This is a genomic window from Rhodococcus sp. GB-02, assembly GCF_053470465.1.
The window spans coordinates 2,451,983-2,466,415 of sequence record NZ_JBPUKE010000001.1 but is presented as its reverse complement, the minus strand read 5'-3'; the positions used below and the strand labels follow the sequence as shown (position 1 = coordinate 2,466,415).

11 protein-coding genes and 1 pseudogene are annotated in these 14,433 nt (G+C 62.6%); 6 read left to right on the top strand and 6 right to left on the bottom strand.

Going from position 1 to position 14,433, the window contains the following annotated elements; genetic code table 11:
• Positions 1–14: 14 nt before the first annotated feature.
• Positions 15–1,346, bottom strand: a complete 1,332-nt coding sequence (locus ACSW29_RS11650) for an anaerobic C4-dicarboxylate transporter family protein (protein ID WP_448277275.1) — start codon at positions 1,344–1,346, stop codon at positions 15–17.
• Between the two features lie 106 nt (positions 1,347–1,452).
• On the opposite strand from ACSW29_RS11650, the gene ACSW29_RS11645 reads away from it, so the two are divergent.
• Both ACSW29_RS11645 and ACSW29_RS11640 read left to right on the top strand, forming a co-directional pair.
• The gene (locus ACSW29_RS11645; protein ID WP_448277274.1) at positions 1,453–6,000 is read left to right on the top strand and encodes an ATP-dependent helicase; all 4,548 of its coding nucleotides are present in this window, start codon (positions 1,453–1,455) and stop codon (positions 5,998–6,000) included.
• A 48-nt stretch (positions 6,001–6,048) separates the two neighbouring features.
• A complete protein-coding gene (locus ACSW29_RS11640) occupies positions 6,049–6,840 on the top strand; it encodes a DNA-formamidopyrimidine glycosylase family protein (protein WP_317825378.1) in 792 nt (263 codons plus the stop codon).
• On the opposite strand, the gene ACSW29_RS11635 is transcribed toward ACSW29_RS11640, so the two are convergent.
• The gene (locus tag ACSW29_RS11635; RefSeq protein WP_230812462.1) at positions 6,827–7,396 is read right to left on the bottom strand and encodes a TetR/AcrR family transcriptional regulator; all 570 of its coding nucleotides are present in this window, start codon (positions 7,394–7,396) and stop codon (positions 6,827–6,829) included. The two genes, ACSW29_RS11640 and ACSW29_RS11635, sit on opposite strands and share 14 nt — an antisense overlap.
• A gap of 88 nt (positions 7,397–7,484) precedes the next feature.
• On the opposite strand from ACSW29_RS11635, the gene ACSW29_RS11630 reads away from it, so the two are divergent.
• The 3 genes and pseudogenes from ACSW29_RS11630 to ACSW29_RS11620 all read left to right on the top strand — a co-directional run bounded on the left by ACSW29_RS11630 (position 7,485) and on the right by ACSW29_RS11620 (position 10,034).
• On the top strand, positions 7,485–8,426 hold the full coding sequence (locus tag ACSW29_RS11630; protein ID WP_317825377.1) for an oxygenase MpaB family protein: 942 nt from the start codon (positions 7,485–7,487) through the stop codon (positions 8,424–8,426).
• 17 nt (positions 8,427–8,443) lie between these two features.
• Positions 8,444–8,980 carry a hypothetical protein gene (locus ACSW29_RS11625; RefSeq protein ID WP_003940745.1) on the top strand — a complete coding sequence of 179 codons (537 nt, stop codon included), beginning with the start codon at positions 8,444–8,446 and terminating at the stop codon, positions 8,978–8,980.
• Between the two features lie 99 nt (positions 8,981–9,079).
• Positions 9,080–10,034 (top strand): annotated as a pseudogene (locus tag ACSW29_RS11620) (aldo/keto reductase).
• Here the strand turns inward: ACSW29_RS11620 and ACSW29_RS11615 are convergent.
• Both ACSW29_RS11615 and ACSW29_RS11610 read right to left on the bottom strand, forming a co-directional pair.
• A complete protein-coding gene (locus ACSW29_RS11615) occupies positions 9,916–10,659 on the bottom strand; it encodes a 3-hydroxybutyrate dehydrogenase (protein WP_448277273.1) in 744 nt (247 codons plus the stop codon). The pseudogene ACSW29_RS11620 and the gene ACSW29_RS11615 sit on opposite strands and share 119 nt — an antisense overlap.
• Positions 10,656–12,032, bottom strand: a complete 1,377-nt coding sequence (locus ACSW29_RS11610) for an MFS transporter (RefSeq protein WP_003940819.1) — start codon at positions 12,030–12,032, stop codon at positions 10,656–10,658. The genes ACSW29_RS11615 and ACSW29_RS11610 overlap by 4 nt, the downstream gene beginning before the upstream one ends.
• Positions 12,033–12,185: 153 nt before the next feature.
• Here ACSW29_RS11610 and ACSW29_RS11605 point away from each other — a divergent pair, with 153 nt between their 5' ends.
• A complete protein-coding gene (locus tag ACSW29_RS11605; RefSeq protein ID WP_448277272.1) occupies positions 12,186–13,133 on the top strand; it encodes a LysR family transcriptional regulator in 948 nt (315 codons plus the stop codon).
• Here ACSW29_RS11605 and ACSW29_RS11600 read toward each other — a convergent pair.
• Entirely contained in the window at positions 13,102–13,818 is a 717-nt protein-coding gene (locus ACSW29_RS11600; protein WP_095969034.1) for a GAF and ANTAR domain-containing protein, read from the bottom strand. The genes ACSW29_RS11605 and ACSW29_RS11600 overlap by 32 nt on opposite strands.
• 50 nt (positions 13,819–13,868) lie before the next feature.
• Positions 13,869–14,411, bottom strand: a complete 543-nt coding sequence (locus ACSW29_RS11595) for a hypothetical protein (protein WP_448277271.1) — start codon at positions 14,409–14,411, stop codon at positions 13,869–13,871.
• Positions 14,412–14,433: the final 22 nt, after the last annotated feature.

Here is a 14,433-nt window from a genome sequence, read left to right as displayed (position 1 = left end):
TCACTCCGGCTGACTCAGCCGAGCACCACTCCGAACACCGCACCGGCCGCAATCGTCGTCACGGCCAAAATGATGGTCGGCAGGAAGAACGAGTGGTCGACAAGCTTGGAGCCGAGCTTCGTGCTGCCGGAGAGGTCGAAGTTCGCAGCCGCGATCTGCGAACCGTTTGTCGGCAACAGATAGACGCCGGCAAACGCTCCGGCCCACATGCCGCTCACCAGGCCGGGTGCAATCCCGGCCGCGAGACCGATCGGCACAATGGTCCTGGTCGCAGTCGACTGACTGGTCGTCAGTACACAGACCAGGAACACACCGAGCGCGAAGATCCACGGCGCGGCGTTGACCCAGTCACCGACGGTGCTCGTGATCAGCTCGGAATGGGCGCTGATGAACGTGTCAGTCAGCCATGCCAGACCGAACAACGCGATGGCCGAGACCATACCGGCACGGAACACGGTCGAGGACGGCACGTCGGCGACATTCGGGCGGCACACCAGCAGGATCAACGTACCCACGACGAACATCAGCATTTCGATGATCGGTGTCATCCCCATCGGAGTGCCGTCGGCGGCTTCGGGGCGAATTCCCTTGAACAGACCGAAGATCACGATAGCCAGAACGCCGGCCAGGAAGATCAGTGCCGCGTTTCGTCCGGTCTTCGTCGAGACGAGTTCGGTCTTGGATGCTGCACCCGGTCCGGCCAACTCTCCCGACTTCAACTTCGCCTGTATCTCCGGGTCGTCGTCGAGATCCTTGCCGAGGCGGTTGACCGCGATGGACGAGAGGACGATGCCGACCACGGCCGCCGGGAAGGTGATCTTGATGATGTCGATGAGTTCGAAATCGTAGGGCGCGACGTCGGTCAGCGTGACCATGGCCGCCATCGCCGCTGACACCGGGCTACACGCCAACGCCACGCCGGTGGAGACGACTGACAGCGACAGCGGCCGTGACGGCCGCACCCCGTTCTTGTACGAGACGTCGTAGATGACGGGAAGCAGCGGGTAGAGGATGTTGGACGTACCGGCACCGGCCGAGAACAGGAACGACACCAACGGCGCGATCAGCGTGATCTGTTTCGGTCGGGATTCGATCAATTTGGCTGCGATGGTGACCATCCAGTCGATACCACCTGCCGCCTGCATCATCGACGACGCCAGGACGACGGACAGGACGATGAGGAGAGCGTCGACCGGCGGACTGCCGACGTCTTCTCCGAAGACGAACACGAGGACGGCAACACCTGCGCCGCCCCACAGGCCGAGAGCGACACCGCTCGATCTGGTACCCATGACAATCGCCCCGAGCACTACCACCAGCTCGAGGACAATCTTGACTGCTTCCATCAGGCACTCGCCTTCTCCAGAACAAGAGAATCGCTGTAACAGGGCAAATAGTATGCTCTGCACTTCGGCTCCGGGCACGAACACGCTGTCGGTGGGAAGGGGCAATATGGTGGTCGTGACCAACGTCCTCGGCAGATTCTCGCCCGCAACACGCGAGTGGTTCGGCGGTGCCTTCAGCGCTCCCACCGCTGCACAGCTCGGTGCCTGGGAATCCATCGCGAGCGGCTCTCACACACTTGTCGTCGCACCCACCGGATCCGGCAAGACATTGTCCGCTTTTCTCTGGGCACTCGATCAGCTTGCGGCCAAGGACGAAGGCGAACGCACCACCAAAGTCCTCTACATTTCGCCGCTCAAGGCGCTGGGTGTGGACGTCGAACGAAACCTTCGCGCACCGCTGGTCGGCATCACACAGACTGCGAAGCGTCTGGGCCTCACTCCGCCCGAGATCACCGTCGGTGTCCGTTCCGGTGACACTTCCCAGGCCGATCGGCGCTCGTTGATCAAGCGGCCTCCGGACATCCTGATCACGACGCCGGAGTCGCTGTTCCTGATGCTCACCTCCGCTGCCCGGGAAACACTGGTGGGCGTCGACACCGTGATCGTCGACGAGGTTCACGCGGTGGCGGGTACCAAGCGGGGTTCACACCTTGCGCTCTCCCTCGAACGTCTGGACGGCTTGCTCGAGCGTCCGGCGCAGCGCATCGGATTGTCGGCCACGGTTCGACCGCACGAGGAAGTCGGGCGGTTCCTCGCCGGTTCGGCACCCATCCGGATCGTGGCGCCGCCTGCCGCAAAGACATTCGACCTCACTGTCCGTGTTCCCGTCGAGGACATGACCGAATTGGGTATCGCGACGCCGGCCGACGGTTCCGAATCCCCCACCCCGCAAGCCGGTTCGATCTGGCCCCACGTCGAGGAACAGATCGTCGACCTCGTTCTCGATCACCGATCATCCATCGTGTTCGCCAACTCTCGCCGCCTCGCCGAACGATTGACGGCCAGACTCAACGAAATTCATGCCGAGCGCGCCGGCCTCGTCGTCGACAAGTTGCCACGACCGCCCGCACAGATCGGGGCTCCCACCGAGGTCAACTACGGCGCGGAACCTCTCCTTGCTCGCGCCCACCACGGATCGGTCAGCAAAGACCAGCGCGCCCTCATCGAAGACGACCTCAAATCGGGTCGATTACGATGCGTCGTCGCCACCAGCAGTCTCGAACTCGGAATCGACATGGGTGCCGTCGACTTGGTCATCCAGGTCGAGGCACCGCCTTCGGTTGCCAGCGGCCTGCAGCGTGTCGGGCGCGCCGGCCACCAGGTCGGTGAGATATCGCGAGGCGTCGTCTTCCCCAAACATCGCACCGACCTGATTCATTGCGCGGTGACGGTCGAGCGCATGGTCGAAGGCAAGATCGAGGCGATGGCCGTTCCAGCCAATCCCCTCGACATCCTCGCCCAGCAAACGGTAGCGGCCACCGCACTCGAGCCGATCGACGTCGACGACTGGTTCGAGACCGTGCGCCGAAGCGGTTCCTTTGCAACGCTTCCCCGTTCGGCGTACGAGTCAACTCTCGATCTGCTCGCCGGACGGTACCCCTCGGACGAGTTCGCCGAATTACGTCCGCGCCTGGTCTGGGATCGCGAGTCCAACACGCTGACGGGGCGCCCGGGTTCGCAGCGTTTGGCCGTCACTTCCGGCGGCGCCATCCCCGACCGCGGCCTCTTCACGGTCTACATGGTCGGAGAGAAAGCATCACGCGTCGGCGAACTCGACGAAGAAATGGTCTACGAATCCCGCGTCGGCGACGTCTTCGCTTTGGGCGCCACCAGTTGGCGGATCGAGGAGATCACCTTCGATCGAGTTCTGGTCAGCCCCGCCTACGGCATGCCAGGCCGTTTGCCCTTCTGGCACGGCGACGGACTCGGCCGCCCCGCCGAACTCGGGCAGGCGTTGGGACAGTTCGTCCGCGAGACGGCACTGGGTAACGAAGCCGACGTCGTCGAGCGTTGCCGAATCGGTGGGCTCGATCACAACGCCACAACCAACCTGATTCAACTCGTCGGTGAGCAGAAGAATGCCACCGGGCAGGTGCCGTCGGATCGCACTCTGGTGGTCGAGCGTTTCCGCGACGAACTCGGCGACTGGCGTCTGGTGCTTCATTCCCCGTACGGCCAACGGGTTCACGCGCCGTGGGCCCTCGCGATCGGCGCACGCCTCCAGGAACGATACGGCGTCGATTCCAGCCCGACGGCCTCCGACGACGGCATCATCATCCGGCTCCCCGACACCGAGAACGAACCTCCCGGTGCCGAACTGTTCACCTTCGACGTCGAAGACATCGAAGATCTGGTCACCCAGGAGGTGGGCGGCTCCGCGCTGTTCGCTTCCCGATTCCGCGAATGTGCCGCCCGCGCACTACTTCTCCCCCGCCGCAATCCCGGCAAACGTGCACCGCTGTGGCAGCAGCGTCAGCGGTCAGCACAACTACTGGATGTCGCCCGCAAGTTCCCGACATTCCCGATCCTGCTCGAGACGGTGCGGGAGTGTTTGCAGGACGTCTACGACCTGCCTGCGCTGAAGGAACTGTTCGGCAAGATCGAGAAACGGCAGATCCGAATCGTCGAGGTGGAGACGGCCTCGCCGTCTCCGTTCGCGAGTGCGCTCCTGTTCAACTATGTGGGCGCATTCATGTACGAGGGCGACAGTCCCCTCGCCGAGCGACGCGCTGCCGCACTGTCGTTGGACTCCACTCTGTTGGCCGAACTGCTAGGGCGCGTCGAATTGCGCGAGCTACTCGACGCCGGAGTGATCGAACAGGCCGAAAGTGAGCTGCAACGGCTTGCGCCCGACCGCAAGGCCAAGGATCTCGAGGGTGTTGCAGACCTCCTGCGCATGCTCGGCCCGTTGACCACCGAAGAAGTCACCGAACGCTGTCTCGAAGATCCGGTCTCGTGGCTCGAGAAGTTGGTCGCGGACAAACGTGCTCTCCACGTCGCGTATGCGGGCGAGAACTGGTGGACCGTCGTCGAAGACGCCGCGCGCCTTCGCGACGGACTCGGCGTTCCCCTACCCATCGGCGTTCCCGCCGCGTTCATCGAGCCGGTCGATCAACCTCTCGACGATCTCTTGAGCCGATACGCCCGCACCCACGGCCCCTTCACCCTCGCCGACGCGGCCGGCCGGTTCGGTATCGGCGTTTCCGTCGCACGTGACGTTCTCGGTCGACTCGCACTCGAAAAGCGAGTCCTCGAAGGAGAATTCCGTCCGGCGTCAACCGGAAGCGAATGGTGCGACGCCGAGGTCCTGCGCCGCCTACGCCGCCGCTCGCTCGCCGCTGCACGCCAAGAGGTCGAGCCGGTCAGTACCGCAACGCTCGGACGATTCCTTCCCAGCTGGCAGCACGTAGGCGGCACGCTGCGCGGAATCGACGGCGTTGCAACGGTGGTCGATCAACTTGCCGGAGTTCCGATTCCGGCGTCGGCTCTCGAATCGTTGATCCTGCCGAGTCGCGTCGCCGACTACTCTCCCGCGATGTTGGACGAACTCACGTCGACCGGTGAAGTCCTGTGGTCCGGATCCGGAGCAATCTCCGGCAAAGACGGGTGGGTAGTGCTGCATCCCGCCGACCTGGCACCGATCACGCTCAATTCACCTGCCGACACCGACGTCTCGGAGTTGCAGAAGCGCATCCTCGACCTGCTGTCCGGCGGCGGTGCCTACTTCTTCCGCCAGTTGGTCGACGCGTTGAGAACTACGGAGTCGGCTGCGGACACGGTCGACAGTGCGGTGACGACAGCACTGTGGGAGTTGGTGTGGCTCGGACACATCGGAAACGACACCGTCGCACCGCTTCGCGCACTTCTCTCCGACACCACCAGAACAACAACCAGTCACCGATCACCTCGCCGGGTTCCTCGTGCCCGTCCGTACCGCGGAATGGCCCACGCTTCCACGCCCGCTCGCACCGGACCGGCAACCGCCTCCGGTCGGTGGTTCCAACTGCCAGGCATCGAACCGGATCCGACCATCCGGGCGCACGCCACGGCCGATCTGTTGCTCGAACGGTACGGCGTGGTCACCCGCGGTTCGGTGATGAGCGAGAACGTGCCGGGCGGCTTCGCGTTGATCTACAAGGTACTGAGCACGTTCGAGGACAACGGTCGCGCTCGACGCGGATACTTCGTGGACACCTTGGGTGGCGCCCAGTTCTCGACCCCTCCCGTGGTGGACCGCTTGCGCACGTTCGGTGATTCCATCGAGGGACGCCACACCTCTTCGGCTGCAGTCACTCTCGCGGCGTGCGATCCGGCAAACCCGTACGGCGCGGCGCTGCCGTGGCCCGCGTCGGGGGGCGAGGAATCCCCTGGGCACAGGCCCGGACGAAAAGCCGGCGCATTGGTAGTTCTGGTGGAGGGTGAGTTGGTTCTGTTCGTCGAGCGCGGCGGTCGCACGATCCTGACCTTCACCGACGACGGCGGAACGTTGCGCATGGCAGCACTGTCGCTTGCACAGAAGGTGACTTCTCGCGCTATCGACAAGTTGGTAGTGGAGAAGGTCGACGGAGAGACCATCCACGGCCACGATTTCGCTCCGGTCCTGGTCGAAGCCGGCTTCGCAGCCACCCCTCGCGGATTCCGCTTGAGGTCATGAGGATTGAGGTCATGATGGTTGCGATCGTGAAGTGCTGGAGCGACGACAATGCCTGAGGGCGATACCGTGTGGCGGGCCGCCAACGAACTGCGAGCGGCCCTAGCCGAGAAGTTACTCACCACCTGCGACGTCCGCGTTCCTCGTTATGCCACCGTTGATCTGTCGGGCCATCGCGTGGATTCCGTCGCCAGTCGCGGAAAACATCTCCTGATCCGAGTGGGCGAGGCGTCCATTCACACGCACCTGAAAATGGAAGGTCAGTGGCAGATTTATCGCCCCGGCGAGCGCTGGCGCAGACCCGCCCATCAAGCACGCATCATCTTGGCCACCGAAGACTCTGTAGCAGTGGGCTTTTCACTGGGAATTACCGAGATCCTCGAACTCGGGCAGGAACAGGAGGCCGTCGGGCATCTCGGACCGGACCTGCTCGGCCCCGACTGGGACAGTTCCTTGGCCGTCGAGAATCTTCGCGCTGCCGACTCCGAGCCGATCGGAATCGCGCTCCTGGATCAGCGAGTGATGGCCGGACTGGGCAACGTGTACCGCAACGAGATCTGCTTCCTACGAGGCATTCACCCGAAAACGCCGACTCACCTCGCCGGAAATCTCGACGCGATAGTGGACTTGTCGTTCCGCACAATCAACGTCAACAAGTCGCGTCGCATCAGGGTCACCACCGGCGACACTCGTCCAGGTAGGCAGACATGGGTATACGGCAGACGCGGAAAACCGTGCCGCCGATGCGGAACCCGCATCAGAGAAGACACCCTCGGACCGGATCAGCTCACCGAGCGAAATATCTTCTTCTGCCCGGCCTGCCAGCCGTTCACGCCTGATTAGCGTTGATCAAAAGCCTGACGCAGTGGCGGACAAATCGCTCGCGGTCCACGACGATCGTGCCGTCCAGGTAACCGATGAACAGCGTGAACAACGCCCCGACCAGTCCGACGGCCACCAATTGCTTGTCCACCGGATCAGCGATCTCGGACAACTGGTCGTACACCAGATCCACGAACGCCGGCATCGATTCGATACCGCGTCCACTCAAGACGGGTTCCGAGAGCGGAGCGATCAGGAGTACTCGCCCCATCGCCGGATCGTCGACCATGAGCTTGACGAAAGCGTCGACCGCAGCCGTGGCGACGGCCTCGGATGTCGTCTCCGACTCCACTGCCGTGGCAAGCGCCGACTGCGCGCGCTCGGCAACGAATGTGTGGACCGCGACGACGTACTGATCGCGATCGGTGAAGCTCTCGTAGAAATACCGCTCGGTCAGACCGGCGGCCTTGCAGACCGCACGCACGTTGACGGCCGGACCGTCGACCGCACCGAGCAGTGTCACTCCGACGTCGAACAACGTCGCCTTCCGAGTGGCCCTGCGCTCTTCGATGCTCACAACTTCCCCACTTCGCCGATACTTTGTTCTTCGATGCAACCGGTACTCGATCCTTGACTACCGCTGTTGTCGATCCTAATCTGACAACATGCGTAGTCAACTTGATGACAGCAGCACCCCGGTTCCCCTCGGTCCGGATTCCCTGACCTGGAAGTATTTCGGCGACTGGCGCGGGATGTTGCAAGGTGTCTGGGCCGGTTCGATGCAGAACATGCATCCAGGGCTCGGCGCCGGCGTCGAGCAGCACTCGCAGTTCTTCGACGAGCGCTGGGAACGGCTGTACCGCTCGCTGTATCCCATTGCAGGCGTGGTCTTCGACGGCGATCGCGCGCAGCAGACAGCCGAAGAAGTCCGCGGATATCACACGCGAATCAAGGGCATCGACAAGTTGGGGCGCCGATACCACGCCCTCGATCCCGACACCTTCTACTGGGCGCATGCAACGTTTTTCATGGGCACCATCGTCACGGCCGAGAACTTCTCCGGCGGCTTGACCGAGGCTCAGAAACGACAGCTCTTCACCGAACACATTCAGTGGTATCGCCTGTACGGGATGAGCATGCGCCCGGTTCCCGAGACCTGGGAAGCATTTCAGGAGTACTGGGACCACATGTGCCGCAACGTACTCGAAGACAACAAGGCAACCCGCGACGTCCTCGACCTGTCCGGCCTCGGAAAGCCCCCGTACATGACCTGGCTTCCCGATCCGTTGTGGCGACTCGCGCGGATTCCCCTCGCACGCGGATTCGTGTGGCTGACGGTGGGCATGTACGACCAACCTGTTCGCGACCTTCTCGGTTACCCGTGGAGTAGCCGAGATCAGAGAATTCACACCACTGTCGGCCGAAGCGTCAACGCTATCTTCCGCCTGGTGCCGTGGCGATACCGGTATCAGCCACGTGCTCGCGCGGGATGGGACCGAGCGAACGGCCGAATCCCCGCCGACGCACCACTGGTCCACACACCGGCGCGCAACCTCCCCCCGCTCGAGCAGCGAGATAACCCGATGCACTACAGCCCCAGGGTCTGATCTGCCATGCTCTGAACATGGAGTGGGACCTGCGAACCCTGCTGAACCGGCCGATCACCTCTCACGGTGCGCCGCTGGGACAAGAACGTGTCGCGGCGAGGACCACCGCGTATATATACGGCAACATTCTTGTCCTCGCCGCACTCATACCGGTGACGAAATCTCAGGAATCGCTTGGCGCCGCGATTGTGGTCGGCACGGCATTGTCGACATACATCGCCCACACCTTCGCCGAGGGCGTCGGCGAGAGTATTCGCAACGATCGCCGACTGACGACCGCGGAGAGAATCGACTCGCTTCGCGATTCCGTCCCGATCCTCACCTCTGCGGTTGTTCCTGTCGTCATTCTCGCGACGGCGTGGTTCAACTTCCTGGAACCACGGACGGCGCAGTTGATCGCGGAAATCGTCTTGATCCTGCGGATCGGGTCCACCAGTTACGTGATCAGCCGACTTCACGGCGAGAAAGTCAGTACGAACACCCATCTGGCAGCGTTCGGCCTCGCCGCCGTCGCCACCCTCATAGTCGGCTTGAAGATAGTGCTCACTCATTGACGAGCCACAAGTGCAAAATGCCAGGCCTGAAGGGGTACTGCCGTTACCCGGCTGGACAGTCACTCCCGCCCAACCAGTGCCGCCACTACCGTGGACGACATGAGCATTCCGAGTCTGACACTGAACACCGGTCTCGACATTCCGGCGTTGGGCTTCGGCGTCTACCAGACGCCGCCGGACGAACCAGTCGCCGCCATCGGGTCCGCACTGTCGACGGGGTATCGCCATATCGACACGGCTGCGGCCTACGGCAACGAGAAGGGCGTCGGTGAGGCGATCCGGCCTCGATCGCGGCGAGGTCTTCGTCGAAACGAAAGTTTGGATCACCGACTACGGGTACGACGAGACTCTCCACGCCTTCGACAAGAGCGCTGGCAAACTCGGTGTCGAACAACTCGACCTCCTCAGCCTCCACCAGGCGTTGACGAGCGAGTTCGAGCGCACGATCGACGCGTACAAGGCGCTGGAAAGGCTTCTGGCCGACGGAAAGGTCTGCGCCATCGGAGTCAGTGACTTCATGCCGGATCACCTCACCCGACTCCTGGACGCAACGTCCGTGGTGCCGGCGGTCAACCAGATCGAGGTCCATCCGTACTTCAGGCAGTTGACTTTGCTCGAGGCCGACGCCGATCACGGAATCCTGTCTCAGGCATGGTCACCGATCGGCGGAATCACGTTCTACCGCGACGGCTCCCACGGCTCGACCCTCGGGGACGCCACCATCGGCGCCATCGCGTCCGCTCACGCCGAGACGCCTGCACAGGTGATGCTGCGCTGGCACCTCCAGCAGAGCCGCCAAGTGATCCCCACGTCGGTGACACCCTCGCGCATCGCGGCGAACTTCGATGTGTTCGACTTCGAACTCACCGCCGAAGAACTCTCCGCAATCGACGCACTCGACACCGGTGTTCGCGGCGGTCCCGAACCTGAGTGGTTTAACTGGCGCTCCACCCACCGTCGATGGTGTACGACGCCCCCGTCACCATCGACGCCTCGGTCGATGCCAGCCAGCCCACCAGCGATGCCACTTCTGCCGGCTCGACCATCCGTTTGATTGCGCTCTCGGTAAGCATCACCTTCTCGACAACCTCGGATTCACTGATGCCGTGAACCTTTGCCTGGTCTGCAATCTGGGACTGCACGAGGGGCGTCAAGACGTAGCCCGGATTGACGCAGTTGCTGGTGACGCCGTGTGGGGCGCCCTCAAGCGCAACAACTTTCGACAACCCTTCGAGTCCGTGCTTTGCCGTGACGTACGCACTCTTGAATGCCGAAGCGCGGAGCCCGTGGACCGAGGAAATGTTCACGATGCGCCCAAATCCTTTGTGATACATGTACGGCAGGGCCGCTCTGGCAAGGAGGAACGGCGCTTCGACCATGAGACGCTGAATCTTCCGGAAGTCCTCGACATCGAAATCCTCGATGGGACTGACCCGTTGAATGCCGGCGTTGTTGACAAGGATGTCCGTCTCGAGCGCCAGATCCACGAGTTGGTCGGTGTCGAGGAGATCGACGGCCCACGCAGTGCCGTCGATCTCGTCGGCCAGCGTCTTCGCGGCGACATCGTCGAGATCAGCGACGGTGACGTGGGCGCCGCGGGCGGCAAGGAGTCGAGCACACGCCTCGCCGATACCGCTGGCACCACCGGTGACCAGTGCCGTTTTGCCGGAGAGCGTCATGCGGAAACACCGGCCCGCTCGTCGGCGAGCACTCGTGCGTCGGCAGCATCGACGGACTCGAGCGAGATTCCCTTGGTCTCCCGCGCGAAAACGACTGCGACGATGGTGACCAGGGATGCCAGCAGGAGATAGATCGCGATGGGGACCGATGAGTCGAACTTGCTCAGCAGTCCGGTCGCGATGATCGGAGCCAGTGAACCTGCCACGATCGACGTGACCTGATATCCCAGGGAGACACCGGAATAGCGCATCCGGGTCGGGAACATCTCGGCCATGATCGCGGGTTGGCCGGCGTACATGAACGCGTGGAACACAAGCCCGATGATGATTGCCGACAAGATGACTGCATTGTGCCCGCTGTTCATCATCGGAAAGGCGAAGAATCCCCACGTTCCGGCGGTGACGGCGCCGATCATGTACACCGGGCGTCGACCGATCGTGTCGGACAGCTTGCCTACCAACGGGATCACCGCGAAGTGCACGGCGTGTGCCATCAGCATCCACCAGAGAATGTGCGCCGTGTCCGCATGGACCACCACCTTGAGGTAGGTAATCGAGAAGGTCACCACGAGGTAGTACATGACGTTCTCGGCGAAACGCAGGCCCATAGCGGTCAACACTCCACGTGGGTAGCGCTTGACCACCTCGAAAACACTGTACGAGGTTGCCTTGACCAGTTCTGCTTCCTTCTGCGCCGCAATGAAAATGGGAGCATCGGTGACCTTGGTCCGAACGTAGTACCCGACCAGAACGATCACCGCGGAGAGCCAGAAAGCAACGCGCCAGCCCCAACTCATGAAGGATTCGTCCGAGAGCGTCGACGTCAGGATCAACAGCACAACCGTCGCGACCAGGTTGCCCATCGGCACGCCTGCCTGAGGCCAGGACGACCAGAACCCGCGAGATCGATTCGGGCTGTGCTCGGCGACAAGGAGTACCGCCCCACCCCATTCACCGCCGACAGCAAATCCTTGGATGAAGCGCAGCGTGACCAGCAGTGCCGGCGCCCAGTAGCCGATCTGACCGTAGGTCGGTAGGCAGCCCATCAGGAAGGTCGCGGCACCGACCAGCAGCAAGCTGAACTGCAACAACTGCTTCCGGCCGAACTTGTCTCCAAAATATCCGAAGACGATTCCGCCGAGTGGCCGGGCGGCGAATCCGACGGCGTAGGTGATGAAAGCCGCGATGATCGCATCCAGCTCGTTGCCGCCGCCGGGAAAGAAGACCTTGCTGAAGACCAGCGTGGCCGCCGTGCCGTACAGAAAGAACTCGTACCACTCGACCACGGTGCCCGCCATCGAGGCGCCGACCACCTTCTTCAGCCCCGATGGCGGGGCTTGGCTCTCGGGCTTCGGCATGTTGTCGACGCTCATCGGGGACTCCCTCGTCTTCAGTTCGCGATTCGCCTGCTCTTCACGATCAGGAATGTGACCGCTCGCACATTTTTTGTGACTCGATGAGTATCAGTGCAGATTCTTGGCACGACAATGACAAATCTCGCACCATAGACGTGCAAAAATGCAGATATGACTCTCGGACTGAGCCCGGACGACCTACTGGTACTTCTCGCGGTCGGTCGCACCGGTCGCTTCAACACCGCCGCCGACGACCTGGGCCTCAACCACACCACCATTTCGCGCCGCATTTCCTCGCTCGAGAAGAGCCTCGGCGGCCATGTGCTGGTTCGCTCGTCCGGCGGTTGGGAGTTGACCGACCTGGGCAAACAAGCCCTCAGCGCGGCCGAGCGCATCGAGGCCGCGGTGAACGAACTGGCGCTCGACTCCACCGGTCAGCAGCAACTCGACGGCGTCGTGCGAGTCTCGGCTACCGACGGATTCAGCGCATACATCGCGGCGCCCGCCGGCGCAGCGGTTCGCAGACGCCATCCCCGCGTCAGCGTCGAGATTGTTGTCGCAACCAGAAAGGCGTCGCAGATACGCTCGGGGCTCGACATCGAGGTTGTTGTCGGCAAACCTCAAGTTCACCGCGCCGAAGCCGTCCATCTGGCCGACTACGCGCTGGGTTTGTACGCCTCCCGAGAGTATCTACGTCAGAATGCTGTCCCCGAAAGTGCCGAAGATCTGGCCGAACACTCGCTCGTGTATTTCATCGACTCGATGCTGCAGGTCGACGAACTCGATCTGGCTCGCAAGCTAACAGTTTCCATGCGCGAGGCCGTCACGTCCACCAACGTGTTCGTCCACATCGAGGCAACGCGCGCGGGTGCCGGCATCGGCCTGCTCCCCTGTTTCATGGCCGAGCAGCACGACGATCTGATTCGCGTGCTGCCGGCTCACATCGAAGTCAGACTTTCGTACTGGCTGGTGGCCCGTTCGGAATCCTTGCGACGCCCGGAAGTCGCAGCGGTGGTGACGGCACTTCGAGAGACGGTGGATCGCAAGCGATCTCAACTCCTCGGCTCTCCCAGGACGAACGAAGCGCTCAGTCCAGAGTCGAACGATGTTGGACGATGACCTTACGGGCCAACTCGGCGATCTTGACGTTCATGTTCTGCGAGGTTCGCACCAGAATGTCGAAGGCCTCGTCGTCGGACACACGATGCAATGCCATCAGCAGACCGACGGCCTGACCGATTTCACGACTGCTCGCCAGGCCGCGCCGCAGCGAGTCGGCATCCTCTCCGCGGTTCAGCGCGGTGACGGCCACAGACGCAAACGACGCCAACATGATCGCGTGGTCGGCAACGGTTTCGGTGAAAGCACCCGGAGTGTCCGAGAAGAGGTTGAGGGCACCGAACTTCTGACGATCGACCATCAGTCGGAACCCCATCGAGCCGCGAATGGGTGTCTCTGCCACTACCTTCCGGGCGAATTCCGGCCACTGATTCGGAGTGCGAAGGTCCGACTCGAGCTGCGGCGCCTCCGTGTCGAGAGCGTCGATGCACGGCCCCTCACCCGTGGCCCGCTCGAGATCGTCTGCGTACTCGGCAATCTCGTCGCTGGCAGCCACCGTGACGTTGGTATTTCCCCGTCGCAGCATCAGACTTGCGTGGTCGCAACCGGGGATCAACTCGACGGCTGCCGAACAAATCGCGGAGTACACCTCGGCGCTGTCTGCCGCGGAGTAGAGGATCTCCGCCAACGCCGCGAACACTGCCTTGGGATCTGTCAGTGCTTGGTCGCGCTCAGCCATCTCCATACACCTCGGGGTCTACCGTTCATCGAATTCTTCATCGAACGGTACAAACCTTACTTACTCGAGCGGATGGGGTCGCCGCCGCTCGCCGATTGCCGCCCGTCTGCCCCCTGAAATGCCTCGGTGGCTGCGCGGTGATGCAGACCCGTCACGGTTCTGATCTGCTTGGACACCAGGGCGTTGAGCTCGCGGTACTGCTCCTCCGTCTCCCCGGCCGGAATGTCTCTCAGAACCTCCCACATCGCACTCTTGCCGCACAGCGCGGTACGCATGATCTCGAGAGTCGCCAGCTTCACGAGGCGATTACGCCAGATGGCGTCGACGTGAACGAGGCGTCGGATCCGATTGACCGTCGCATCGATCTTGGAGTACCGCGGCAGCGATATGCCCTGCGTGTCCTCGATCAGCTGAAGCAGTTGTTCGATCTCGTACTCGAGCTCACCTGGCAGCGAATCCAACTCGCCTTCAGCCCAGGCACCGTACGAGTCCGAGAGTGACCGCGAGAGTTGCAGCCCTACCATCGCTCCGCACAGGTGAGTGACCAGATAAGCGGTGGCTATGTGTTCCTCAGCAGACCGCGACCGACTACCGAACATTGGGATCCTCCTGGGCGACGCT

What these genes read in the sequence shown, in the direction of transcription:
- ACSW29_RS11650 (WP_448277275.1), bottom strand. Translation starts at nt 1,346, where the DNA reads ATGGAAGCAGTCAAGATTGTCCTCGAGCTGGTGGTAGTGCTCGGGGCG.
- ACSW29_RS11645 (WP_448277274.1), top strand. Translation starts at nt 1,453, where the DNA reads ATGGTGGTCGTGACCAACGTCCTCGGCAGATTCTCGCCCGCAACACGC.
- ACSW29_RS11640 (WP_317825378.1), top strand. Translation starts at nt 6,049, where the DNA reads ATGCCTGAGGGCGATACCGTGTGGCGGGCCGCCAACGAACTGCGAGCG.
- ACSW29_RS11630 (WP_317825377.1), top strand. Translation starts at nt 7,485, where the DNA reads ATGCGTAGTCAACTTGATGACAGCAGCACCCCGGTTCCCCTCGGTCCG.
- ACSW29_RS11625 (WP_003940745.1), top strand. Translation starts at nt 8,444, where the DNA reads ATGGAGTGGGACCTGCGAACCCTGCTGAACCGGCCGATCACCTCTCAC.
- ACSW29_RS11615 (WP_448277273.1), bottom strand. Translation starts at nt 10,659, where the DNA reads ATGACGCTCTCCGGCAAAACGGCACTGGTCACCGGTGGTGCCAGCGGT.
- ACSW29_RS11610 (WP_003940819.1), bottom strand. Translation starts at nt 12,032, where the DNA reads ATGAGCGTCGACAACATGCCGAAGCCCGAGAGCCAAGCCCCGCCATCG.
- ACSW29_RS11605 (WP_448277272.1), top strand. Translation starts at nt 12,186, where the DNA reads ATGACTCTCGGACTGAGCCCGGACGACCTACTGGTACTTCTCGCGGTC.
- ACSW29_RS11600 (WP_095969034.1), bottom strand. Translation starts at nt 13,818, where the DNA reads ATGGAGATGGCTGAGCGCGACCAAGCACTGACAGATCCCAAGGCAGTG.
- ACSW29_RS11595 (WP_448277271.1), bottom strand. Translation starts at nt 14,411, where the DNA reads ATGTTCGGTAGTCGGTCGCGGTCTGCTGAGGAACACATAGCCACCGCT.